Source organism: Rhodococcus sp. R1101, assembly GCF_000278445.1.
GTDB lineage: Bacteria > Actinomycetota > Actinomycetes > Mycobacteriales > Mycobacteriaceae > Rhodococcus > Rhodococcus gordoniae.
In genome coordinates, this window is the sequence record NZ_AJVB01000019.1 from 1 (window position 1) to 23,211 (window position 23,211).

Annotated in this window: 23 protein-coding genes and 1 pseudogene; 19 read left to right on the forward strand and 5 right to left on the reverse strand. The window is 69.0% G+C overall.

From position 1 onward, the window contains the following. The 4 genes and pseudogenes from R1101_RS25760 to R1101_RS0103225 all read left to right on the forward strand — a co-directional run. The coding region (locus R1101_RS25760) for a hypothetical protein (RefSeq protein ID WP_016932052.1) at positions 1–521 on the forward strand (521 nt) is incomplete at its 5' end. Between the two features lie 43 nt (positions 522–564). Continuing rightward, positions 565–1,996: pseudogene (locus R1101_RS25765) on the forward strand (acyl-CoA synthetase). 172 nt (positions 1,997–2,168) lie between these two features. After that, a complete protein-coding gene (locus tag R1101_RS0103220) occupies positions 2,169–3,422 on the forward strand; it encodes a PucR family transcriptional regulator (protein WP_016932053.1) in 1,254 nt (417 codons plus the stop codon). Between the two features lie 178 nt (positions 3,423–3,600). Then, positions 3,601–5,142, forward strand: a complete 1,542-nt coding sequence (locus tag R1101_RS0103225; RefSeq protein WP_016932054.1) for a substrate-binding and VWA domain-containing protein — start codon at positions 3,601–3,603, stop codon at positions 5,140–5,142. Here R1101_RS0103225 and R1101_RS0103230 read toward each other — a convergent pair. Continuing rightward, the gene (locus tag R1101_RS0103230) at positions 5,096–6,445 is read right to left on the reverse strand and encodes an amino acid permease (protein WP_232284663.1); all 1,350 of its coding nucleotides are present in this window, start codon (positions 6,443–6,445) and stop codon (positions 5,096–5,098) included. The genes R1101_RS0103225 and R1101_RS0103230 overlap by 47 nt on opposite strands. Before the next feature lie 131 nt (positions 6,446–6,576). Then, on the reverse strand, positions 6,577–7,530 hold the full coding sequence (gene dapD / locus R1101_RS0103235) for a 2,3,4,5-tetrahydropyridine-2,6-dicarboxylate N-succinyltransferase (RefSeq protein WP_016932057.1): 954 nt from the start codon (positions 7,528–7,530) through the stop codon (positions 6,577–6,579). Positions 7,531–7,628: 98 nt separating this feature from the next. Between dapD and dapE the strand changes: the two genes are divergently transcribed. The 10 genes from dapE to R1101_RS0103285 all read left to right on the forward strand — a co-directional run bounded on the left by dapE (position 7,629) and on the right by R1101_RS0103285 (position 16,177). Continuing rightward, entirely contained in the window at positions 7,629–8,705 is a 1,077-nt protein-coding gene (gene dapE / locus R1101_RS0103240) for a succinyl-diaminopimelate desuccinylase (RefSeq protein WP_016932058.1), read from the forward strand. A gap of 10 nt (positions 8,706–8,715) precedes the next feature. Further along, a complete protein-coding gene (locus tag R1101_RS0103245) occupies positions 8,716–9,516 on the forward strand; it encodes a TIGR00730 family Rossman fold protein (RefSeq protein WP_026002823.1) in 801 nt (266 codons plus the stop codon). Then, the gene (locus R1101_RS0103250) at positions 9,510–10,070 is read left to right on the forward strand and encodes a TIGR00730 family Rossman fold protein (RefSeq protein ID WP_016932060.1); all 561 of its coding nucleotides are present in this window, start codon (positions 9,510–9,512) and stop codon (positions 10,068–10,070) included. The genes R1101_RS0103245 and R1101_RS0103250 overlap by 7 nt, the downstream gene beginning before the upstream one ends. A gap of 112 nt (positions 10,071–10,182) precedes the next feature. Further along, on the forward strand, positions 10,183–11,970 hold the full coding sequence (locus R1101_RS0103255; RefSeq protein ID WP_081494017.1) for a long-chain-acyl-CoA synthetase: 1,788 nt from the start codon (positions 10,183–10,185) through the stop codon (positions 11,968–11,970). A gap of 18 nt (positions 11,971–11,988) precedes the next feature. After that, entirely contained in the window at positions 11,989–12,909 is a 921-nt protein-coding gene (gene folP, locus R1101_RS0103260) for a dihydropteroate synthase (RefSeq protein ID WP_016932062.1), read from the forward strand. Beyond that, a complete protein-coding gene (locus tag R1101_RS0103265; RefSeq protein ID WP_016932063.1) occupies positions 12,906–13,823 on the forward strand; it encodes a glucosyl-3-phosphoglycerate synthase in 918 nt (305 codons plus the stop codon). The genes folP and R1101_RS0103265 overlap by 4 nt, the downstream gene beginning before the upstream one ends. Positions 13,824–13,876: 53 nt before the next feature. Next, positions 13,877–14,314, forward strand: a complete 438-nt coding sequence (locus R1101_RS0103270) for a DivIVA domain-containing protein (protein WP_016932064.1) — start codon at positions 13,877–13,879, stop codon at positions 14,312–14,314. Beyond that, entirely contained in the window at positions 14,311–14,961 is a 651-nt protein-coding gene (locus R1101_RS0103275; RefSeq protein ID WP_016932065.1) for a DNA-3-methyladenine glycosylase I, read from the forward strand. The genes R1101_RS0103270 and R1101_RS0103275 overlap by 4 nt, the downstream gene beginning before the upstream one ends. 97 nt (positions 14,962–15,058) lie before the next feature. After that, the gene (locus R1101_RS29370) at positions 15,059–15,226 is read left to right on the forward strand and encodes a DUF3117 domain-containing protein (protein WP_006554284.1); all 168 of its coding nucleotides are present in this window, start codon (positions 15,059–15,061) and stop codon (positions 15,224–15,226) included. An 84-nt stretch (positions 15,227–15,310) separates the two neighbouring features. Next, on the forward strand, positions 15,311–16,177 hold the full coding sequence (locus tag R1101_RS0103285) for a putative RNA methyltransferase (protein WP_016932066.1): 867 nt from the start codon (positions 15,311–15,313) through the stop codon (positions 16,175–16,177). Here R1101_RS0103285 and glgA read toward each other — a convergent pair. After that, a complete protein-coding gene (gene glgA / locus R1101_RS0103290) occupies positions 16,164–17,336 on the reverse strand; it encodes a glycogen synthase (protein ID WP_026002827.1) in 1,173 nt (390 codons plus the stop codon). The two genes, R1101_RS0103285 and glgA, sit on opposite strands and share 14 nt — an antisense overlap. 114 nt (positions 17,337–17,450) lie before the next feature. Between glgA and glgC the strand changes: the two genes are divergently transcribed. Further along, the gene (gene glgC, locus R1101_RS0103295) at positions 17,451–18,665 is read left to right on the forward strand and encodes a glucose-1-phosphate adenylyltransferase (protein WP_037190186.1); all 1,215 of its coding nucleotides are present in this window, start codon (positions 17,451–17,453) and stop codon (positions 18,663–18,665) included. Between the two features lie 70 nt (positions 18,666–18,735). On the opposite strand, the gene R1101_RS0103300 is transcribed toward glgC, so the two are convergent. Further along, positions 18,736–19,371: an O-methyltransferase gene (locus R1101_RS0103300; RefSeq protein ID WP_026002828.1), complete on the reverse strand. Its 636-nt coding sequence runs from the start codon at positions 19,369–19,371 to the stop codon at positions 18,736–18,738. A gap of 317 nt (positions 19,372–19,688) precedes the next feature. Here R1101_RS0103300 and sigE point away from each other — a divergent pair, with 317 nt between their 5' ends. The 4 genes from sigE to tatB all read left to right on the forward strand — a co-directional run bounded on the left by sigE (position 19,689) and on the right by tatB (position 22,827). Beyond that, the gene (sigE, locus tag R1101_RS0103305; RefSeq protein WP_026002829.1) at positions 19,689–20,324 is read left to right on the forward strand and encodes an RNA polymerase sigma factor SigE; all 636 of its coding nucleotides are present in this window, start codon (positions 19,689–19,691) and stop codon (positions 20,322–20,324) included. A 16-nt stretch (positions 20,325–20,340) separates the two neighbouring features. Continuing rightward, positions 20,341–20,673 (forward strand): anti-sigma factor family protein, encoded by a 333-nt coding sequence (locus tag R1101_RS0103310; protein ID WP_016932070.1) that lies wholly within the window; start codon positions 20,341–20,343, stop codon positions 20,671–20,673. 82 nt (positions 20,674–20,755) lie between these two features. Then, complete coding sequence (locus tag R1101_RS0103315) at positions 20,756–22,351, forward strand: trypsin-like peptidase domain-containing protein (RefSeq protein WP_016932071.1); 1,596 nt, start codon at positions 20,756–20,758, stop codon at positions 22,349–22,351. A 71-nt stretch (positions 22,352–22,422) separates the two neighbouring features. Continuing rightward, complete coding sequence (gene tatB / locus R1101_RS0103320; RefSeq protein ID WP_016932072.1) at positions 22,423–22,827, forward strand: Sec-independent protein translocase protein TatB; 405 nt, start codon at positions 22,423–22,425, stop codon at positions 22,825–22,827. Between the two features lie 90 nt (positions 22,828–22,917). On the opposite strand, the gene R1101_RS0103325 is transcribed toward tatB, so the two are convergent. After that, positions 22,918–23,211: P-loop NTPase (locus tag R1101_RS0103325; RefSeq protein ID WP_016932073.1), on the reverse strand; the 294-nt coding region annotated here is incomplete at its 5' end.

Here is a 23,211-nt window from a genome sequence, read left to right on the forward strand (position 1 = left end):
CCCGGCTGATCTTCCCGGAACTGCTCGACCTCTTCAGGCGGCAACCCGTCCGCACCCGCGATGCGGGGGAGTGGTGGCGCGTCCTCGCCGCCGGACTGGTCGAGGACGGCGGAGTGCTCCTCACCGTGGTGAACCTCGTGCTGCTCGCGGTGGTCTCCGTCGCGATCGTGCGGGTGTGGGGGTGGTACCGGGCGATCGGGTTGTTCGTGGTCGGTCAGCTGCTGTGGGGATTGTTCACCACCTTCGTCTTCCCGTCCGACGGCGCGGGAACGACCGGCGCGACGCTCGCGTCGGCCGCGACCCTCGCGGGACTCTGGCCGGTCGTCGGGGCGACACGCCCGCTGCTCGTCGCCTCCGCGGCGACCTTCGTTCTCGGCGTGGTGCTCGTGGTCGCGGGCGACGCGCACGGCGTGGCGATCCTGATCGGGATGCTGCTGGGCGCGGTCCTGGCCACTGTGCTTCCCCCGCCGCACCTCACGCGGGCATCGGTGTCGGCGACGCGCGGCGACGTCCGCACCTGACCGCCCCGATGGGAGTGCGGCGCGATATGGGATCGTGGCTGCTGTGTCTGCACTGCTTCGTTCGCTGAACCCGCTGGCCGTCGCGCGCGGCGACGATCTCCCGGACGCCGTTCGTATCGACGGTCACACCTTCTCCCGCAGCGATCTGCTCGGCGCGGCGACCGCGGTCGCCGCGCGGGTGGCACGGGCCGATCGAGTGGCCGTGCTCGCCACTCCCGGCGCGACCACCGTCGTCGCCGTGACGGGCGCTCTGCTCGCCGGGACGACCGTGGTGCCGGTGCCTCCGGATTCGGGGCCGGCCGAACTCGCACACATCCTGACCGATTCGGGCGCACAGGCCTGGCTCGGTCCGGCCCCCGAGGGACAGCATCCCGACGTCCCGGAACTGCCGGTACTGCCGGTCCGGTTGCACGCCCGCGACTGGCATCATCTGCCGGAGCCGAACCCGTCGCGAATCGCCTTCGTGCTCTACACCTCCGGTACCACCGGTGCCCCGAAGGGCGTGCTCCTGAGCCGGCGTGCGATCGCCGCCGGCATCGACGCGCTCGCCGAGGCGTGGGCCTGGACCGAGCGCGACACGCTCGTGCACGGACTTCCGCTGTTCCATGTGCACGGACTCGTGCTCGGAGTGGTGGGTGCGCTGCGCGTGGGCAGCCGACTGATCCATACCGGCCGGCCGACGCCGAAGGCCTACGCGGAAGCGCGGGGTTCCCTGTACTTCGGGGTGCCGACGGTGTGGACGCGCGTCGTCGAGGACGAGGAATCCGCCCGCGCGCTGAGCGGTGCGCGACTGCTCGTCTCGGGCAGCGCACCGCTGCCGGTGCCGGTCTTCGAACGACTGCGTGAGCTCACGGGCCTCGTCCCGATCGAGCGGTACGGTATGAGCGAGACGATGCTGACCCTCAGCACGCGGGTCGACGGCGAGCGCCGCCCCGGCTGGGTCGGTACGCCCGTGGCCGGTGTGGAGACACGGCTGCGCGACGACGCAGGGCCGCGACGTGCCCCACGACGGGGAGAGCATCGGTGTCCTGCAGGTACGTGGGCCGATGCTGTTCGACGGTTACCTGAACAGGCCCGAGGCCACCGCGTCGGCGTGGACCGAGGACGGATGGTTCGTCACCGGTGATGTGGCGGTCGTCGACGAGGACGGATTCCACCGCATCGTGGGCCGGGAGTCGACCGATCTGATCAAGACGGGCGGGTTCCGGGTGGGCGCGGGAGAGATCGAGACGGCCCTGCTCGGGCATCCTGCCGTGCGGGAGGCGGCCGTGGTGGGGCTGCCCGACGAGGATCTCGGTCAGCGGATCGTCGCGTTCGTGGTGCCCGCGGCCGGCGGCCCGGAGGCCGACGAGGAGGAACTGATAAACCTTGTCGCGCAACAACTGTCCGTCCACAAGCGGCCCCGGGAGGTGCGCCTGGTGAGCGACCTTCCGCGCAATGCGATGGGCAAGGTGCAGAAGAAGACACTGGGCTGAGAGATCCGGCGGGTGATCGCCGGCAGGTAGGTTCCTGTAACCGGGATGGTGTGGAAAATCGGCCACAGGGGTTGCATGTGTCACACTCCGAGGCGGATTCTCTACTGCACCGTATGTAGATCTACTCACTTCGATGGGGGTTCGAGGGATGTCTGTAACGGATCAGGTCCGGGTGCCCGGGCGCGATCGTCGGGGGGACGGTGATCACGCCCCGCTGTTCCTGGTGGACGGCAAACCCGCGTCCGTTCCGCTGCGCGATCTGCCGGCGGTGGCTCGCAAACTCGTGGCGCATTTCGCCGACAACGTGGCTCCGTGTTCGCTCCGGCCGGGGGAATCGCTGCGCGGCGACGTCACCGAGGTCACCGTGCGCTGCCTGCGCATCGCGATCCATCTCCTCGATTCGGGAGAACTGCCGTCCGACGCCGAACTCGCCGACCTGCGCAGCAGCGCCGCCCAATGGGCCCGCGCAGGATTCCGGCTCGAATACATGCTCCGGATCTATCACGAAGGCATCCGGCTCGGCTGGGAACTGGTCACCGATCGGGCTCGGGAGGGCGATGTCTCCTCCGTTGCCGATGCGTCCCGCCTGTGGATGGCCCTGCTCGAGAAGGTCACCGTCGCCGCGACCACCGGTTTCGTCGCCGAACTCGACGCCATCCGGCGCGAACGCGATGTCGCCGCGCAAGAGCTGGTCACTGCCCTGCTCAGCGGGCAGGACGCCGCGACGGTCGCGCAACGCTCGGGTCTCGTGCTCGCCGACACCTACACCGTGCTGGCCGTCTCGCTCACCCGTCATCCCGACGAGCGCAATCCGCATGTGCGGCCCGAGGTCGTCGCGCGTCGGACCCTGCGCCGGGTCGAGACCGAACTCGAAGCGATCTGCGAGGGCCGCCACCTCGCGATGCTCGGCCCCGAGGGCGGCACCGTCCTGTTGCCCGAGTCGCCCTCGACCGAGGCGATCGAGGAGTTCCGGCAACGCATCGAGACCGTCGCGGGTGTGTCCGTCACGATCGCTCTCGTCCACGCTCCCGTCCGGGAAGTACCCATCGCGGCGAAGCAGGCCCACGAACTGCTCGATCTCGCGCGACGGCTCGGACGCCCCGTCGGTGCCTACGGCATGCAGGATCTCGCCCTCGAATACCAGCTCACCCGGCCCGGACCGGCGCGCCGGCATCTCGCGCGCGTGCTCGATCCGCTCGACGAATCACCCGAACTCGTCGAGACGCTGGAAACACACATCGCACACGACCTCAGCCGGCAGCTCACGGCCAAGACACTGCACGTCCACGCGAACACGGTCGACTACCGGCTCAAGCGGGTCGCGCAGCTCACCGGCTTCGATCCCACCCGGCCCTCCGGGCTGCGGCAACTACAGGCGGCACTGACCGCTCGGCGACTCGAACAGGAGAGCTCCGAACGGGGCTGACATCGCGCCGGATTCGGCTTTCCGCGGCGTCTCGGTCGATATCATCGGTCTCGGGCGACCGAGGGGGCGTCACCCGGGGTGAGCGCGAGGGGGCCGGCGCATGGCGAGGGAGTCCGAACCGGATCCGCCGGTTCGTCGTGGCGGGAAGCGCGAAGGTGCACGGCCGGGCACGCGTCGGATGCGCTTGCTCGTCGTCCCCGCGATCCTCGTCCTCGCAGCAGGCTCGATCGCCTTCCTCGTCGTGGAGGACGGACGCGACTGCGACGTGATCGAGCGGTACACGGTGGCGGTGTCCTCCGATCTCGCCCCGGTGATCGGGGAGATCGCGCCCCCGGAGTGTGCCGAGTTCGAGGTCGTGGAACAGGAGCCGGGCGAGGTATCGGCGCGGATCGCGGCGGACGATGCCCCGGACCTGTGGATTCCGGCGGGTGGCTGGTGGGCGTCGTGGGCGGGAACGAATGCCTCGGGACCGGTGCGCACGGTGTCGACACCCCTCGCCACGACGCCGCTCGTGCTCGCAGGTGAACCGGGCGGCGTCGAACCCGTGCCCGACTGGCAGAGCGCGCTGTCCTCACCCGATCTCGTCTTCGGCAATCCGCTGCGGTCCGGCCCCGCCGCGGGGGCCATCCGCGCCGTGCTGGCCGAAGCCGCCGGTGATCCCGTCGCGATCGGAACGGTCCGTCCGGTCATGGCACCGCTGGCCGAACGTGAGCTGGCCCGCGACGAGGAGGCGCCCGCCGGTTCGGAACTGCTCGAAAACGTCGTCTCGGACGGTGGGAAGGTCGTGAGCACCGAACAGCAGGTGGACACCTATCGCCGTGTCCACGAGCGGGATCTCGGTACCGCGGTACCCGGAACGGGAACCCCGCTCGTCGACTATCCGTTGGTCGTGACGGCGCGTGGTGAGCGATACGACAGGGTGGCCTACGCCGCGACCGTGCTGATCGACGCGTTGCATACACCCGAAGGACTCGACAGGCTGGCTCGGTACGGGTTCCGGGACGGGAACGGTCGGGTGCTCCCCGGCGACCGTGGTGTGGGGCTCGTTCCCGTGCTGGAGCTCCAGGACGAGAGCGTCGCGGAAGAGGCGATGAACGTGTGGGCCCTGCAGGCGCTTCCCGTACGCACCGTCTTCGCGGTGGACGTGTCCGCATCGATGAACCGGAATCTCGGCGACGAGAGCCGGATCGAACTGGTACGGCGCGCCGCGCTGGCTGCCAACGACGTCCTCCCTGGGAGTGTCTCGGCCGGCCTGTGGTTGTTCGGCGGGGGAGCAGGTGGCGCCGAATACGTCGAGGCGGCACCGATACGACGTTTCGATTCGGTCGTCGAGGGCCGGACTCACCGCGATCGACTCACCGCACTCGTGGCGCAGATGGCCGGAACGGCCGACGAGAGCACAGCGCTCTACGACACGATCCTCGCGGCCTTCCGGTACGTGCAGGACAGTTACGACCTGCGAGCAGCCAACAGTGTCGTCGTGGTGACCGACGGGGCCGACGAGGGGTCACGGATCTCGAAGAGCGAACTGCTCGCCACCCTCGCCGGTGAGAACGAGCCGCCGGTCCGGGTCGTGACGATCGGACTCGGCGAGGACGTCGATTCCGTGACACTCGAACAGATCGCGGAGGCGACCGGAGGAACGAGTTACCGGACGAGCGACCCGCTCGACATCACCGATCTCGTGGTCGCGGCGCTGGCCGATCGGACGGGTGGCTGAGGGCCCGGTCGTGGGTGCGGTGCCAGATCAGTCCGAGCACAGTGATGATCAGGAACAGCACGAAGGTCGATGCGAGCTGAACCCTCGCTGCGCTGTCGGACAACATCAGCGCGATGAAACCGATGAGCATCGCCAGAGTGAACCAGCTGAGATAGGGGAACAGCCACATACGCAGGCGCAGGGTGCCCTCCTGTTCGAACCTGCGACGCAAGCGCAGATGCGAGACGACGATGAACAGCCAGATCGCGATCAGCGCCGATCCGACCGCGTTGAGAAGGATCCCGAGGATCGTGTCGGGCAGCAGCCAGTTGAGCCACACGCTGACGAATCCGAAGAAGACCGAGACCAGCACGGCGTTGCGGGGCACCCCGTGGTGGGTGAGCTTGCTCAGCCATGCCGGGCCGTCGCCTCCGCGCGCCAGCGAGTACGCCATCCGCGAGGTGCCGTAGACGTTGGCGTTGAACGCCGAGAGCAACGCGATCACCACGACGAGTTCCATGAACCCGGACACGTAGGGGATACCGGCGATGTCGAGCACCGACACGAACGGGGACGTCTCGCCGCTCGCCGCGGTCCACGGCAGCACGAGCACCATGATCGAGATCGAGCCGAGGTAGAAGACCGAGATCCGCCAGACCACGCTGCGCACGGCGGTGGCGATGGACCGTTCGGGGTCCTTCGATTCGGCCGCGGCGATCGTGACGATCTCGATGCCGCCGAAGGCGAAGGCCACCGCGAGCAGGCCGGCGGCGACACCGGCGATGCCGTTGGGTGCGAAGCCGTCGCCGTCGCCGAGCAGATGGGTGGTGCCCACGGGTTCGGTTCCCGGGAGCAGGCCGAAGACGAGCAGGATGCCGATGATCAGGAAGCCGACGATGACCGCGACCTTCAGCGCCGCGAACCAGAACTCGAACTCGCCGAAGTTGGCGACCTGCGCCAGGTTCACGACCGCGAAGAAGGTGACGAACCCCAGTGCGACCACCCATTGGGGTACGCCCGGTAGCCATGATTGGACGATCGCCGAGGCACCGGTGATCTCGACACCCAACACCATGATCAGCATGAACCAGTAGAGCCAGCCCATGCTGAATCCGGCCCAGCGACCGATGCCGATGCGCGCGTAGTGCGAGAACGATCCGCTCACCGGCAGCGCGGCACCCATCTCGCCGAGCATGCGCATCACGAAGATGATCATCACGCCGGCGAGCAGGTACGACACGATGATCGCCGGACCGGCGGCAGCGATACCCACACCGGAACCGAGGAACAGGCCCGCACCGATGGCGGACCCGAGTCCCATCATGGTCAGATGACGGACCTTCAGGCCGCTCCCGAGATGTTCGACCTCGGAAGCGGGCCGCTGGGTTTCACTCACGGTTTCTCGGTTCCGAATCTGTTGTCGCGTGCAGAGAGCTGGTGGTTGGCGCGCAGAGACTAGTCGTTGGCGTGCAGAGCCGCATTCAGTTCGACGCCGCTGCCCTTGTTCGGCACGACCTCGACCGCGCCGCTCACCGAGTTGCGCCGCAGCAGCAGGTTGGACGCGCCGCTGAGGGTCGCGGCCTTGACCACCGTGCCGTCCGGTCCGGTGACCTTGGTGCCGGCGGTGACGTACAGGCCGGCCTCGACGATGCAGTCGTCGCCGAGCGAGATGCCCACACCCGCGTTCGCGCCGAGCAGGCAGCGCTTGCCGACGGAGATGACCTCCTTGCCGCCACCGGACAGGGTGCCCATGATCGAGGCGCCGCCACCGATGTCGGAGCCGTCGTCGACGACGACCCCCGCGGAGATGCGGCCCTCGACCATGGAGCTGCCGAGCGTGCCGGCGTTGAAGTTGACGAAGCCCTCGTGCATGACGGTGGTGCCGGAGGCGAGGTGCGCGCCGAGGCGGACCCGGTCGGCGTCGGCGATGCGGACGCCGGAGGGAACGACGTAGTCGACCAGGCGGGGGAACTTGTCCACGCCGAAGACGGTGACCGGTCCGCGGATGCGGAGGCGCGAACGCACGGTCTCGAAGTTGTCGAGCGCGCACGGGCCGTAGTTGGTCCACACGACATTCGCGAGCAGACCGAAGATGCCGTCGAGAGCGAGACCGTGCGGGCGGACGAGGCGGTGCGACAGCAGGTGCAGGCGCAGGTAGGCGTCGTGGGTGTCGACGGGAGGCTTCGACAGGTCGGCGATGTCGGTGCGCACGACGACCTGCTGGACCTCGCGCGCCTCGTCGTGACCGGCGAGGAGGGCCAGGTCGGACGGGATGTCTGTGCCCTCGAGGCGTGTCGTTCCGGTTTCGCTCGGCTCGCCGAGGGCGGGTGCCGGGTACCACGTGTCGAGGACGGTCCCGTCCTCCGTGATGTTCGCGATGCCTACTGCTGATGCTCCGTGTGCACTCACGGGTGAGAAGCGTACGCGAGCCGGTCCTGGGCCTGTGTCCCCCCTGAGAAAATCGTGTGCGGGGTCTGAGGGGCATACGCGTTTCGTATCGTGCAGGTATGCCCGTACCGCAGCTGGACCTGCACGCCGACCCCGTCGAACTGACCGCCGCGCTCGTCGACATCCCGAGTGTGTCCCGGGACGAGACGCTCATCGCCGACGCCGTGGAGGCGGCCCTGCGGGAGCAGACCGACGGCTTCGAGATCGTGCGCAACGGCAACTGTGTCCTGGCGCGGACGAACCGGGGACTCGGCAGCCGCGTGATGCTCGCCGGGCACCTCGACACCGTCCCGATCGCCGACAACGTGCCGTCTCGACGCGACGGCGACCTGCTGTGGGGATGCGGCACCTCCGACATGAAGGCCGGCGACGCCGTCTTCCTGCACCTCGCCGCGACCGTCACCGATCCCGCTCACGACCTGACGATCGTGATGTACGACTGCGAGGAGATCGCGGCGTCGTTCAACGGGCTCGGGCGGATCGAGACCGAACTGCGCGACTGGCTCGACGCGGACGTCGCGATCCTGGGTGAACCCACTTCCGGTGAGATCGAGGCCGGTTGCCAGGGCACGATGCGGGTGCGGATCACCACCGACGGCGTGCGGGCGCATTCTGCGCGCTCCTGGCTCGGCGACAACGCGATCCACAAGCTCGCTCCCGTGCTCGACCGTCTGTCCCGGTACGAGGCGCGGTCGGTCGACATCGACGGCTGTGTGTACCGGGAAGGACTGTCGGCCGTGCGCATCGAAGGTGGTGTCGCCGGGAACGTGGTGCCCGACGCGGCCGCGCTCGACGTGAATTTCCGGTTCGCCCCGGATCGCAGCCCCGACGACGCTCTCGCGCACGTCCGCGAGGTGTTCGACGGTCTCGCGATCTCGATGGAACTCACCGACATGTCGCCGGGCGCGCTGCCCGGACTGTCGAATCCGGCGGCGGCCGCGCTCGTCGAGGCGGCGGGTGGGAAGTTCCGGGCCAAGTACGGCTGGACCGACGTCTCGCGGTTCGCGGCGCTGGGTATTCCGGCCGTCAACTACGGCCCGGGCGATCCCAACCTGGCACACAAGCGCGACGAGCACGTCGAGATCGGACGGATCACCGAGGTGACCTCCGTTCTGCGCTCCTATCTCACGCGATAGCGTGACCGTCATGTCCGGCGACAACTCTTTCGAAGGCGGTTCCCGTCGCGAGATCGTGCAGCGGGGGCCGGTGCAGTTGCGCGGCGAGCGGGCCCGTGAGGCGACCACGATGGATCAGCGGTTGCTCGATCGCCGGGGTCCGTCCGACTGGGTGCACACCGATCCGTGGCGTGTCCTGCGGATCCAGAGCGAGTTCGTCGAGGGTTTCGGCGCCCTCGCCGAGGTGCCCCGTGCCGTGGCCGTCTTCGGTTCCGCGCGTACCCCTGCCGACCATCCGGAATACGAGATGGGCCGCAAGCTGGGAGCCGCGCTCGTCGACGCCGGGTACGCCGTCGTCACCGGTGGCGGACCGGGTGCGATGGAGGCGGCCAACCGGGGCGCGAGCGAAGCCCGCGGATTCTCGATCGGGCTCGGTATCGAGCTGCCGTTCGAGCAGAGCCTCAACGAATGGGTCGATCTCGGGCTCAACTTCCGGTACTTCTTCGCACGTAAGACGATGTTCGTGAAGTACTCGCAGGCGTTCGTGTGTCTGCCCGGGGGCTTCGGCACTCTCGACGAACTGTTCGAGGCGCTGACCCTCGTGCAGACCCACAAGATCACCCGGTTCCCGATCGTGCTGGTCGGCTCGGAGTACTGGAGCGGCCTGGTGGACTGGCTGCGCGAGACCCTGGTCCGCGACGGCAAGATCGCAGCGGGTGATCTGGATCTGCTGTTCGTCACCGACAGCGTCGAGGAGACCGTGAGCATCATCCGCGAAGCGCATCGCGGCGAGGACGAGGGCGAACTGCACGGACAGGAGAGTGGATGGTGACCGAGCCGTTGTCGGTCTGCGTGTACTGCGCGTCGGGGCCTGTCGACCCGCAGTTCCTCGAACTCGCGGCCGCGGTGGGGACCGAGATCGGCCGACGGGGCTGGCAGCTGGTCTCCGGCGGCGGCAACGTGTCGATGATGGGCGCGGTCGCCGAGGCGGCCCGCGCGGCCGGGGGGCGCACGATCGGCGTCATCCCCAAGGCGCTCGTGCACCGCGAGGTCGCGGACGTCGAGGCCGACGAGCTGATCGTCACCGAGACGATGCGCGAGCGTAAACGCATCATGGAGGACCGCGCCGACGCCTTCCTGACCCTGCCCGGCGGCATCGGAACCCTCGAGGAACTGTTCGAGACGTGGACCGCGGGGTATCTCGGTATGCACGACAAGCCGGTCGTGCTGTTGGATCCGGTGGGGCACTTCGACGGTCTGCTCACCTGGCTCGGTTCGATGGTCGACACCGGCTTCGTCGCGCGACGCGCACTCGACGGTCTCGGGGTCACCACCGACCTCGCCGACGCGCTCGACCGGTGCGCAGCGCCGTACGCAGCGGTCTGAGTTGTTCCACTTCGCCGCGCGCCTATCTACTCTTCGGTAAGTTCGGGGGAACGCCGTGGGTGTCGCCCGAGCGAACCCACCCGCCCCCGACGCCGCCGTGAGGAAACCTGTCGTGACCACTCGATCCGATCGAGACAACGCCCCCGTCGTATCCCTGCCCGGACTCGTCTCGAAACTGCCCCGGATGGCTACCGATCTCCCCATCGTGTTGCGCGGAGCGGCCGGGATGACCCGGAAGCCGAGCGCCCGCGAGACGATCGGCTCGGTCTTCCAGAAACTCGCCGAGCGCCACCCCGAGCGGCCCTTCCTGCGGTTCGAGGGCGATTCGATCGGCTACGGCGAGGCCAATGCGCGGGTCAATCGGTATGCCTCGGTGCTCGCCGATCGTGGTGTCGGCAAGGGCGACGTCGTCGGCATCCTCATGGGAAACCGGCCCGAGACACTGCTGGTCGCGCTGGCCGCGGTCAAACTCGGCGCCGCCGCCGGGATGCTCAACATCAACCAGCGCGGCGAGGTGCTCGAGCACAGCCTGTCGCTGCTCGACAGCGCCGTCCTGGTGATCGGGGAGGAATGCGAGGAGGCCGTCGACTCCCTCGGGGACGAACCGCAGGCCCGCACCGCGCTGCGCTTCGGTGAACTGGACACCGCCGCCCGCGACGCCGACGCGTCGAATCCTGCCGTCACCGAGAATCTCCGGGCTTCCGAGACCGCTTACTACATCTTCACATCCGGCACGACAGGCCTGCCGAAGGCCAGCCGCATGACGCACTTCCGGTGGTTGAAGTCGATGTCGGGACTCGGCAGCCTCGGGGTGCGCCTGCGCAGCACCGACGTCCTGTACTCGTGCCTGCCGCTCTACCACAACAACGCGCTCACTGTCGCGTTGTCCTCGGTGCTCGCCGCCGGCGCCGGCTTCGCGCTCGGCCGGAAGTTCTCGGCCTCGAACTTCTGGGACGACGCGGAGCGCAACGGCGCCACCGCCTTCATCTACATCGGCGAGATCTGCCGCTACCTGCTCAACCAGCCGCAGCGGGAGGACGACGCGGACCACGGGATCCGTCTGGCCGTCGGCAACGGTCTGCGCGCCGAACTGTGGGACGAGTTCACCGAACGCTTCGGCATCGACCGCATCGCGGAGTTCTACGGGGCCAGCGAGTGCAACATCGCCTTCATCAATGCGCTCGACCAGAAGCGCACCGCCGGAATCTGCCCGCTGCCGTACGCCGTCGTCGAGTTCGACCCGGACTCCGGGCAGGCGCGGCGCGGTGACGACGGCCGGTTGACGAAGGTCGGCAAGGGCGAGGTCGGGCTGCTGCTCGCGAAGGTCACCTCCCGCGCACCCTTCGACGGATACACCGACCCGGAAGCCACCGAGAAGAAGCTGCTGCGCGACGCGTTCTCCGACGGTGACGTGTGGTTCGACACCGGCGACCTCGTCCGCAACCAGGGCTGGATGCACGTCGCCTTCGTGGACCGGCTCGGCGACACCTTCCGCTGGAAGGGCGAGAACGTCGCGACGACGCAGGTCGAGGCCGCGGTGTCGTCGCACGAGACGGTCGCCGAGGCCGTCGTCTACGGCGTCGAGGTCGAGGGAGCCGACGGTCGCGCCGGGATGGCCGCGATCACATTGAAGGAGGGTGTCGAGCTCGATGGGGCGGCACTCGCGAAGTCACTGCACGATGCGCTGCCGGACTACGCGGTTCCGCTCTTCGTCCGCGTCGTCGACGAGCTCGAGTACACGACGACCTTCAAGAGCCGGAAGGTCGATCTGCGCAGACAGGGCCACACCGAGACCGGCGAAGACGCCGTGTACGTGCTCGCGAGTCGCAGCGAGGGGTACCGGCCGATCTTCGACGGCTTCGTCGACGGCGTCGCGAAGGGTGAATTGCCCGGTCGCTGAGCATGTCAGGATGGGATCATGAGCGGCCCCGCGACCGATGTCGACGAGCAGACCCCCGTGACCCGCCCCGGTCCGGCACCGTCCACCCTGTGCGGGCGTCCGGTCGCCACCGACCGCGCGCTCGTCATGGCGATCGTCAACCGCACGCCCGACTCGTTCTACGACCGGGGAGCGACCTTCGAGGACGACGCGGCGCTCGCAGCCGTCGACCGCGCGGTAACCGAGGGTGCCGATCTCGTGGACATCGGTGGGGTGAAGGCCGGGCCGGGCGAGGTCGTCGACAGCGACGAGGAGATCCGGCGCGTCGTGCCGTTCGTCGCCGCGATCCGTGAGCGGTACCCGGATGTGCTCATCAGCGTCGACACCTGGCGCAGCGAGGTCGCGCGTCGCGCCCTGGGCGAGGGTGCCGATCTGATCAACGACACGTGGGCGGGCGCCGATCCGGAGCTCGTCGCGGTCGCCGCCGAACTCGGGGCCGGCATCGTCTGCTCCCACACCGGTGGTGCCGTGCCGCGCACCCGGCCGCACCGCGTGAGGTACGTCGACGTCGTGGACGAGGTGGCGGCGGAGGTCGCCGCGGCCGCGGATGCCGCCGCCCGCGCCGGCGTGGCGAGCGACTCGATCCTCATCGATCCGACCCACGATTTCGGAAAGAACACCCATCACGGACTCGCTCTGTTGCGGCACGTGGACGTTCTTGCAAAAACCGGGTGGCCTGTGCTTATGGCGCTGAGCAACAAGGACTTCGTGGGGGAGACTCTGGGAGTCGAACTCGCAGACCGGTTGGAGGGCACATTGGCAGCGACAGCTTTGGCCGCAGCGGCCGGCGCACGGATGTTCCGGGTACACGAGGTGGCAGCCACACGTCGGGTGGTCGACATGGTCGCGGCGATCGCGGGCGCGCGCCCGCCGGCGCGCACGGTGAGGGGGTTGGCATGAGTGCACCTGCACGCACGTGGGGCGAGGCCAACAGCTGGGACCGGCCCACCTGGGCGATCGATGAACTGATCGAGTCCAAGGCGGGCCGCACGGTGACCGTGGTGCTGCCCGCCCTCGACGAGGAGGACACCGTCGCGGGAGTGATCGACACGATCCACCCGCTGCTCGGTGGTCTCGTGGACGAACTGGTGGTTCTCGATTCGGGTTCCACCGACGAGACCGCGTCGCGGGCACGGGCGGCGGGCGCCCGCGTCCTGTCCCGGGAGGAGGCGGTACCGGGCATCGAGCCCGTCCCGGGCAAGGGCGAGGTGCTGTGGCGGTCGCTTGCCGCGACCTCCGGCGACATCATTGCCTTCGTCGACTCCGATCTGATCGATCCCGACCCGGCTTTCGTGCCGAAACTGCTCGGGCCGCTGTTGCTCGGCGACGGCGTCCACCTCGTCAAGGGTTACTACCGGCGGCCGTTGCGTACAGGGGGAGGCGAGGACGCACACGGCGGTGGCCGGGTCACCGAACTCGTCGCACGGCCGCTGCTCGCGGCGCTGCGGCCGGAGCTGACCTGTGTGCTGCAACCGCTTGGCGGTGAGTACGCCGGCACGCGGGAACTGCTCGAGTCGGTCCCGTTCGCGCCCGGTTACGGAGTGGAGATCGGGTTGCTGCTCGACACCTACGACCGGTTCGGTCTCCACGCGATCGCACAGGTCAATCTCGGAGTCCGCAAGCACCGCAACCGCCCGCTGTCCGAGCTCGGGGCGATGAGCCGGCAGATCGTGGGCACGATGCTCGCGCGGTGTGGAATCGCCGACTCGGGTGCGCCGCTCACCCAGTTCCTGGTGGAGGGCGACGCGTTCGTGCCGTTCGACACCATCGTCGATCTCACCGACCGGCCGCCGATGGTGACGGTCACCGGCTGAACCGACGGCCCGGTACCCCGGCCGGTGTCGGCCGCTCGTGCCAAGATCGGAGCATGCTCACGGTTCTGCTGTACGTGCTCGTGATGGCGGGCGTCGCCGCGGTGCTGTTCTTCGTCGCGAGCGCCGTCTTCGGCCGGGGCGAGACGCTGGCGCCGCTGCCTCCGGGCACCACCGTCACGGTGCTGCCCGCCACCGACGTCACCGGCACCGACATCCGCGACCTGCGGTTCCAGCAGACCGTGCGGGGTTACAAGATGAGCGAGGTCGACTGGGCACTCGATCGTCTCGCCCGCGAGGTCGACGATCTGCGGGTCCGGCTCGCCGATGCGGAGGCGCGTGCGGCGGGAGAGTCGTCGGTCGACGGCGCCGAGGAGGACGTCGAGGCAGAGGATGTCGAGGCAGAGGATGTCGCCGGGGCCGGAGCCGGAGACGTCGATGGGGAGAGCGTCACCGACCGCGCGTCGTCGGAGTCGACGGGGGAGTCACGGTGAGGCCCGACGAGCAGGAGGTCGTGATCGACACCGACGACCGTGTGCGGTGCCCGTGGGCCGTCGACGGTCCCGGTTCGTCGCTCTACCGCGACTACCACGACTGCGAGTGGGGCCGGCCGCTGCACGGGCGCGACGAGATGTTCGAGCGGCTCTCGCTCGAGGCGTTCCAGTCGGGGTTGTCGTGGCTGACGATCCTGCGCAAGCGCGAGGCCTTCCGCGCGGCGTTCCGGGGGTTCGACGTCGATGCGGTCGCCTGTTTCACGGAGACCGACGTCGAACGACTCCTTGCCGACGCGGGCATCGTGCGCAACCGCCGCAAGATCGAGGCGGTGATCGCCAACGCGCGGGCCGTACTCGAGTTGCCCACCGCCCTCGACGACCTGTTGTGGTCGTTCGCACCGCCGCGACGCGCGCGACGGTTGCGCACGATCGAGTCGGTTCCGGCGGTGACACCGGAGTCCACGGCGATGGCCCGTGAGCTGAAGCGTCGCGGCTTTCGATTTGTGGGCCCTACCACTGCATATGCGCTGATGCAGGCCACCGGGATGGTCGACGATCACCTGGAATCGTGCTGGGTGTCACTCGGTCCGAAGAACCCGGAAGGGTCTCTTACCCAGGAGTCAGCTACGCGCACGTATTCCGGATAGGGAAGAATGAGAGGGTGCGCGTCGCCGCGATCGGCGATGCAACCACACGGTAACCCACGCGCCCGGCGGTCGGGTGCAGATTTGGAGGGAGCAGAGGATGGCGGCCATGAAGCCCCGGACCGGGGACGGTCCCCTCGAAGCAACCAAAGAGGGACGAGGAATCGTCATGAGGGTTCCACTCGAGGGCGGCGGACGTCTGGTCGTCGAGCTCACGCCGGAAGAGGCTGCGGCACTCGGCGACGAACTCAAGAGTGTCACCAGCTGATCGGCCCCTCTCAGGGCACTCCGGGCCCCGCGCTCCTCGGCGCGCGGGGCCCGGTGTCGTCCTGAGAAGACGATCGGAGGTGCGATGCTCGCCGATGTGATCGACCTTCTCGCGTGCCCGCACTGCGAGTCCGCGCTCGACCTCGACGACAACGTCGTGGTGTGCGATCGCGGGCACAGCTTCGACGTCGCGCGCCAGGGTTACGTGTCGTTGCTCGCCGGGGGTTCGACACCCTTCACCGGCGACACCGCCGAGATGATCGCCGCCCGCGCCGATTTCCTCGGGGCCGGGCACTACGACCCGATCCGTGACGCGGTGGCCGACGTGTGCGCCGAATCGACGGACGACACGGTTGCGGCGATCCTCGAGGTGGGTGCCGGAACAGGTCGGTACCTCGCGAGCGTGCTCGACGCGATACCGACGGCGCGCGGCATCGGACTCGACGTCTCCAAGCCCGCGGTGCGACGTATCGCCCGCAGCCATCCGCGCACCGGTGCGATCCTGGCCGACGCGTGGCAGCGGCTGCCCGTACGGTCCGCCTCGCTCACACACGTGCTGTCGATCTTCGCGCCCCGCAACGCGGCCGAGAGCCACCGCGTGCTCGCCCCCGGAGGGACGCTCGTCGTCGCCACGCCCACCTCGGAGCATCTGTGTGAGCTGGTCGCGCTGCCCGGCATGGTGAGCGTGGACGACAAGAAGACCGAACGGCTGTCCTCCGCGCTGTCGGGACACTTCGAGCGGGTGGGACGAACGGACGTGCGCTTCACGGCCGCCCTCCCGCGCGACGTGCTCGGTCTCGTCGCGGGGATGGGTCCGTCGGCGCACCACGTCACGTCCGAGCGGCGCGAGCAGCTGCTGGCCTCGCTGTCCGACCCGTTCGAGGTGACGGTGTCGGTCACCGTCACCGCGTGGCGACGGATCGACACGGCCGGCGAACTCAGCGCGCCGTGAGCACCTGCTGGTAGACGGCAACGGTCTGGCGGGCGATCTGCGCCCACGAGAATTCGCTGACGGCGCGGTTGCGACCGGCCCGGCCCCATTCCGCGGCGCGATGGCGGTCGCTCGCCACCTCGTCGACGGCCGCGGCGAGGGCGCGCTCGTAGGTCTCGGTGTCGAAGGCGTCGTAGTGCACCAGGCGTCCGGTGACTCCGTCCTGCACGACCTCCGGGATACCGCCCACATCGGAGGCGACCACGGCGGTCTCGCAGGCCATGGCCTCGAGGTTGACGATTCCCAGCGGTTCGTACACCGAGGGGCAGACGAAAACGGTCGCCGCCGAGAGCAGTTCGCGGACCGACTCGGTGGGCAGCATCTCGCGTACCCAGTGCACCCCGTTGCGGGCGTCCTGCAGGGCCGCCACCGCGCGTTCGGTCTCCGCAGCGATCTCGGGGGTGTCGGGGGCGCCGGCGCACAGGACGAGCTGGATGTCCGGATCGAGGTGGTGCGCCGCGGCGATCAGGTGCCCGACGCCCTTCTGCCGGGTGATGCGGCCGACGAACACGGCGATCGGGCGGTCCGGGTCGAGACCGAGCCGGCCGACCGCGGATTCGTGACCGGGCGCGGCCGGACCCGGATGCCAGACGGTGGTGTCGATCCCGTTACGCACCACGTGGACCCGGGCGGGGTCGACGAAGGGGTACGCGTCGAGCACGTCGAGGCGCATGCCGTCGCTGACGGCGATGACGGCGTCGGCGTACCGGACGGCGTTGCGTTCGGACCAGGAGGAGATGCGGTAGCCGCCTCCGAGCTGCTCGGCCTTCCACGGCCGTCGCGGCTCGAGGGAGTGCGCGGTGAGGATGTGCGGAACGTCGTGGAGTTCGGCGGCGAGATGTCCGGCCAGGCCCGTGTACCAGGTGTGGGAGTGCACCACGTCGACGCCGGAGGCAGCATGCGCCATGCGCAACCCGGCGGACAGGGTCGTCAGAGCGGGATTGGCGTCGCGGAGCGCCGGGTCGGGGGAATGCACGAACGCGGTGTCGCGCGGTGCGCCCGTGCAGTGCACGTCGACCTCGACCAGTCGGCGCAGTCGGTCGACGAGTTCGGTGACGTGGACCCCGGCCCCGCCGTACACCTCAGGCGGATATTCCCGCGTCATCATTGCCACCCTCACCGCCTCAAACTAGCGGGCCGCGCGGGTTCCGGCCACCCGGCCCGGACTGTGTGATCCGACGCCGAGATCCCGCTTCGCTGGCGGCGACTTGGGCCGGGGGATAGGTTGAAGCGTGTGAGGAGCCAGCCCCATGTGCTTGGAATCGTTCTCGCCGGCGGCGAGGGCAAACGTCTGTATCCGCTGACCGCGGACAGAGCCAAGCCAGCAGTGCCGTTCGGGGGCGCGTACCGCCTCATCGACTTCGTGCTCAGCAATCTCGTGAACGCCGGCTATCTGCGCATCTGCGTTCTCACGCAGTACAAGTCGCACTCCCTGGACCGGCACATCTCGCAGACCTGGCGCCTGTCCGGCTTCACGGGTGAGTACATCACCCCGGTGCCGGCCCAGCAGCGTCTCGGTCCACGCTGGTACACCGGCAGCGCCGACGCGATCCTGCAGTCGCTCAACCTGGTCTACGACGAGGATCCCGAGTACATCGTGGTCTTCGGTGCCGACCACGTCTACCGGATGGATCCCGAGCAGATGGTGCGTCAGCACATCGAGTCGGGAGCCGGCGTCACCGTCGCCGGTATCCGCGTGCCGCGCAGCGAGGCGTTCGCGTTCGGGTGCATCGACAGCGACGAGAGCGGCAGGATCACCCAGTTCCTCGAGAAGCCCGCGCACCCGCCCGGGACGCCCGACGACCCCAACGTCACGTTCGCGTCCATGGGCAACTACGTCTTCACCACGAAGGTCCTCGTCGAGGCGCTGCGCGCCGACTCGGAGAATCCCGACTCCGACCACGACATGGGCGGCGACATCATTCCCGCGCTCGTCGAGCAGGGTGAGGCCCACGTCTACGATTTCAACGACAACGTGGTGCCCGGCGCGACCGAACGCGACCGTGCCTACTGGCGCGACGTCGGCACGCTCGACGCCTTCTACGACGCCCACATGGACCTCGTGTCGGTCCACCCGATCTTCAACCTCTACAACCGGCGGTGGCCGATCCGCGGGGCGGCCGAGAACCTTCCGCCCGCGAAGTTCGTGCAGGGCGGTCTGGCGCAGGAATCGATCGTCGGTGCCGGCAGCATCCTGTCGGCCGCCACGGTCCGCAACTCGGTGCTCAGCTCGAACGTCATGGTCGACGACGGAGCGACCGTCGAGGGCAGCGTGCTCATGCCCGGTGTGCGCATCGGCAAGGGCGCGGTGGTGCGCCGGGCGATCCTCGACAAGAACGTCGTCGTCGGCGACGGTGAGATCATCGGTGTGGACCTCGAGCGCGACCGTCAGCGGTTCGCGGTCAGCAACGGTGGTGTCGTCGCCATCGGCAAGGGCATCTGGATCTGAGCGCCCGCTCGGCGGGGACGTTCTCGGCTCGGGCGCACCCGCGCAGGTCAGCTGAGGCGCACCGCGCAGATCAGCTGAGGCGCACCGCGCAGAGGAGCCCGTCGCCGAGCGGCAGGACCACCGGTGCGAGACGCTCGTCGTCGGACACCGCGCGGGTGGCCTCCCGCACCGCGAGCACCGTCGCGTCGCGTGCGGCCGGGTCGGCGACCCGCCCGTCGAGCAGGGCGTTGTGCAGCACGATCACCCCGCCCGGCCGGAGCAGGCGCACCCCTTCGCGCACGAAGTGCGGATGGTCGGCGGGGGTCGCGTCGACGAAGACCATGTCGTAGCCGGAGTCGGCGAGTCGCGGCAGCACGTCCAGCGCCCGGCCGTTGATGAGCCGGGTGCGCGACGCCACGATGCCGGCTTCACGGAAGGCGATCTTCGCCGCGCGTTGGTGTTCCGGTTCGCTGTCGATCGTGGTGAGCACGCCGTCCTCACGGAGACCGTGCAGCAACCACAGCCCGCTCACACCCGCACCGGTGCCGATCTCCACTACCGTCCTGGCGTCGAGCATGCGGGCGAACATCGCAAGGGCGGCTCCGACGGAGGGGGAGACCGGGTCGGCACCCAGATCTTCGGCACGGTCACGCGCCGCGGCGAGTTCCTCGTCCTCGACGACGATGTTCTCGGCGTGGGTCAGAATGCGATCGGCGTTGGTCTGCACCTCACCGAGGCTATCCTCGGCGATTCGCTCGCGCAGGCAGGCGCGCACGGAATGGTGCCGTGAGTTGTGTGATTCCGAGGGGGGATCACGCCCGGGGCGGTTTTCTCAGGGACGTTTCAGGCTACTCATACGGCGACCACATCGCCGCGAGGAAGACTGACGATCGACGAACCAGACGATCGCTCCGGTTCACGACTTCGAGGACACACCGCCGCGGGGGACGTTCCCATGAGGGAATATCCCGCGCAGATCGAGTGTTGCAGGCCCCGAAGCCCGTGTCCGTCCGCGGTCCCGACGAGGAGGATCCAGCGATCCACATGACCCGATCCCACACCGTTCCCGAGTACGACGCCTCGGCGCTCGACGCTGCCTTCGAGGCGGACCTGAGCGGCACCGCGGCGTTCGATGCCACCGGGGATCGCACGGCCATGCCGTCGTGGGACGAGCTCGTTCGTGAGCACGGCGACCGTGTCTACCGCCTCGCCTACCGTCTTTCCGGTAATGCCCAGGACGCCGAGGATCTCACGCAGGAGACCTTCATCCGCGTCTTCCGATCGTTGCAGAACTACCAGCCCGGCACGTTCGAGGGCTGGTTGCACCGCATCACCACGAATCTCTTCCTGGACATGGTGCGCCGCCGGAACCGCATCCGGATGGAAGCGCTCCCGGACGACTACGATCGGGTACCGGCCGCAGGGCCGAACCCCGAGGAGATCTATCACGACGCGCGTCTCGGCGCCGATCTGCAGTCCGCACTGGACTCGCTCGGACCCGAGTACCGTGCCGCGGTGGTGCTCTGTGACATCGAAGGTCTGTCCTACGAGGAGATCGGTGCCACACTGGGGGTGAAACTCGGTACGGTACGAAGTCGTATCCACCGAGGCCGCCAGGCACTCCGCGAGTACCTGCGCGAGCATGGAAAGGCCGAAAACGGTCGCGTCGATGCGGGGTAGCCGCCGGGAGGTAGTGATGACGATGGTGCAACCACCTCGCAGGTTCGGCTCCACGGAACATCTCGCCAGCGAGGCAGTTGCCGCATTCGTCGACGGCGAACTGCGCATGGCGGCCTACATGCGGGCCGCCCAGCACCTGTCGATGTGTCCCGAGTGCGCCGCCGAGGTCGAAGCCCAGCAGCAGGCCCGTCACGCACTCCGGTCCGCCGCCGATCACGTACCCCGTATGCCGAGTTCGCTGCTGGGGACGCTGAGCAGCATTCCTTCACACCTGTGCGATCCGTCCCCGCATCCGCAGGCGGACGACCGGTTCGCCGCGCGCCGGTGGTCGATTCTCCGGCGCCGGTGACCGGACGGTCGGTAACAGGTGATCCGATGCCATCGGTGATACTGGGCTGCGTGACGGACCTATACGGGGGAGACGGGCAGGCGTGACGGCCGAATCTGCGCAGCACACCGAACGACCGGCCGGCGACGACCCTCGTCGTGGCGACGAGCTGCCCCATGCCTCGTCGGGGAGAGGCTCGTCCGGCAACGCCTCGTCGGCCGGGTCCGACCTGCCGGACGGCGCGATCACCCGTCCTGCCGACGCGCCTCGCCTCGACCCCCGTCCCGTCTACCGCCCGGCCGTCGATCCCGCTTCGGCACGTGTCTTCGGACGCCCGGCCGGCGCCGACGGATCGTTCGACTCCTCGGCTCATCCCCGCGTCGCCGACCCGCGTGTCCGTCAGGCGCCTCCGCCCGACGCGATCTTCGCCGAGGCCTACGGACGGCCGTCCGATACCGACGAGACACTTCAGCGTCCCCCCTCGGAACCGGCGGGCGAGGCCGAGGACGAGGCAGAGACCGATCCCTGGCGCGACCCCGACTCGGCGGTGCGGCTGGGTCCGCCCATGGCCGGTGAGACCGAGGCGCGGGAGCTTCCTCCGGCACCCGGACTCACCCTGCGTGAGGTGTTGTTCGACCGCCGCGTCCAACCCCGCGCTCTCGCGACACTGGCCGCGGTGGCCGTCGTCATCGGCATGGTCGGCGGGCTCGTCGTCGCGCTGGCGACCGCCGACAACGGTTCGCTGACCAGTCGTGGAGTGACACTGAGCCAGTCGGGCTCCGACGAGGAACGGCCGACCGGCGCGGTCGCGCGGGTCGCCGACACCGTGCTGCCCGCGGTCGTCTCCATCCAGACCACCGTCGGCGGCGACGCCGGCACCGGATCGGGCGTGGTGATCGACGGTGCCGGCTATATCGTCACCAACAACCATGTGATCTCGATGGCCGCCGGCAACCCCGACGCGAAGGTGCAGGTCACCTTCGACGACGGCACCAAGATTCCCGCCTCGATCGTCGGACGCGATATCAAGACCGACCTTGCGGTGCTCGCTGTCGAGAACGTCGACAACCTGGTCGTCGCCGAACTGGGCCGCTCCGACGACGTCCAGGTGGGCGAGGACGTCGTCGCGGTCGGGTCACCGCTCGGCCTGAGCAAGACCGTCACCCGCGGCATCGTCAGTGCGCTGCACCGGCCCATGCGGCTGAGTGGGCAGGGCACCGACACCGATGCGGTGATCGACGCCGTGCAGACCGACGCCTCGATCAACCCCGGCAATTCCGGGGGCCCCCTCATCGACATGGAGGGTCGCGTGATCGGGATCAACTCCGCGATCAAGTCGGAGACCGGTGGCTCGGTGGGGCTGGGCTTCGCGATCCCCATCGACGACGTCACCGAGGTGGCGCAGGAGCTGATCCGCAGCGGGGAGATGCGGCATCCGGACATCGGCGTGAACGCGCGCTCCGTCGTCAACGACGTCGCGAGCGGTGCGGAGGTCGCCAACGTGCGGCAGGGCAGCCCGGCCCAGCGCGCCGGGATCGTCGAGGGCGATGTGATCGTCAAGGTGGGCGACCGCGAGGTCACCAGCGCCGACGAGCTCGTCGTGGCGGTCCAGCAGCAGGAGATCGACGAGCCGGTCACCGTCCAGCTCGTGCGCAACGGCCGCCTCGTGGACGTCGAGGTCACCCCCGTCTCGGACTGAGCGGTCCCGTCGCGTGATGTGACCTTCCTCGTAGGTGCTGCGATTCGGACGCGACCACGTACCCTGGATGCGTGTTCGGCAACATCGGTTGGGGCGAGTTCCTGGTACTCATCGTGGCGGCCCTCGTGGTGCTCGGTCCGGAGCGGCTGCCCGGTGCCGTCTCGTGGGTGGCCAGGTCGCTGCGCCAGGTGCGTGATTACGCTTCGGGTGCGCGCGACCAGCTCCAGCAGGAGCTCGGGCCGGAGTTCGACGACCTGCGGCAACCGCTGTCGGAACTGAACCAGCTGCGCGGCATGACTCCCCGGGCCGTGATCACGAAGCATCTGCTCGACGGCGACGATTCGATCCTCACCGGCAATGTCGACACGCCGTCCGCGACGTCCCCGGGAACCCCGACCAACGGTGCGGCCCGGCCGAATCTGTCGAAGCCGCTCGCACGCGACGAGAAGCCACCCATCGACCCCGACGCCACCTGAGATCGCCGCCGGCCGAGACCGGATCGGCGCTCTCCCTACATCGAGCCCCTGCCGTGGCAACCAACGGCAGGGGCTCGATCGGTTCTCGTCCTAGAGGTGGCGCGTGGTGTCGATTCCCAGCGACATGCCGGCCAGGCCGCGCTTGCGCACCGCGAGCTTGTCGGAGACCTCTTTCAATGCCACCGCGGGTGCCGAGTCGGGCGCCGCGAGGACGATCGGAGTGCCGGAGTCGCCTGCTTCGCGCACGGCCGGATCGAGCGGGACCTGGCCGAGCAGCGGCACCGTCGCACCCACGGCCCGGGTGAGGCGCTCGGCGACGGCCTGACCGCCACCACTGCCGAAGACGTCCATGCGGGTGCCGTCGGGCAGTTCGAGCCACGACAT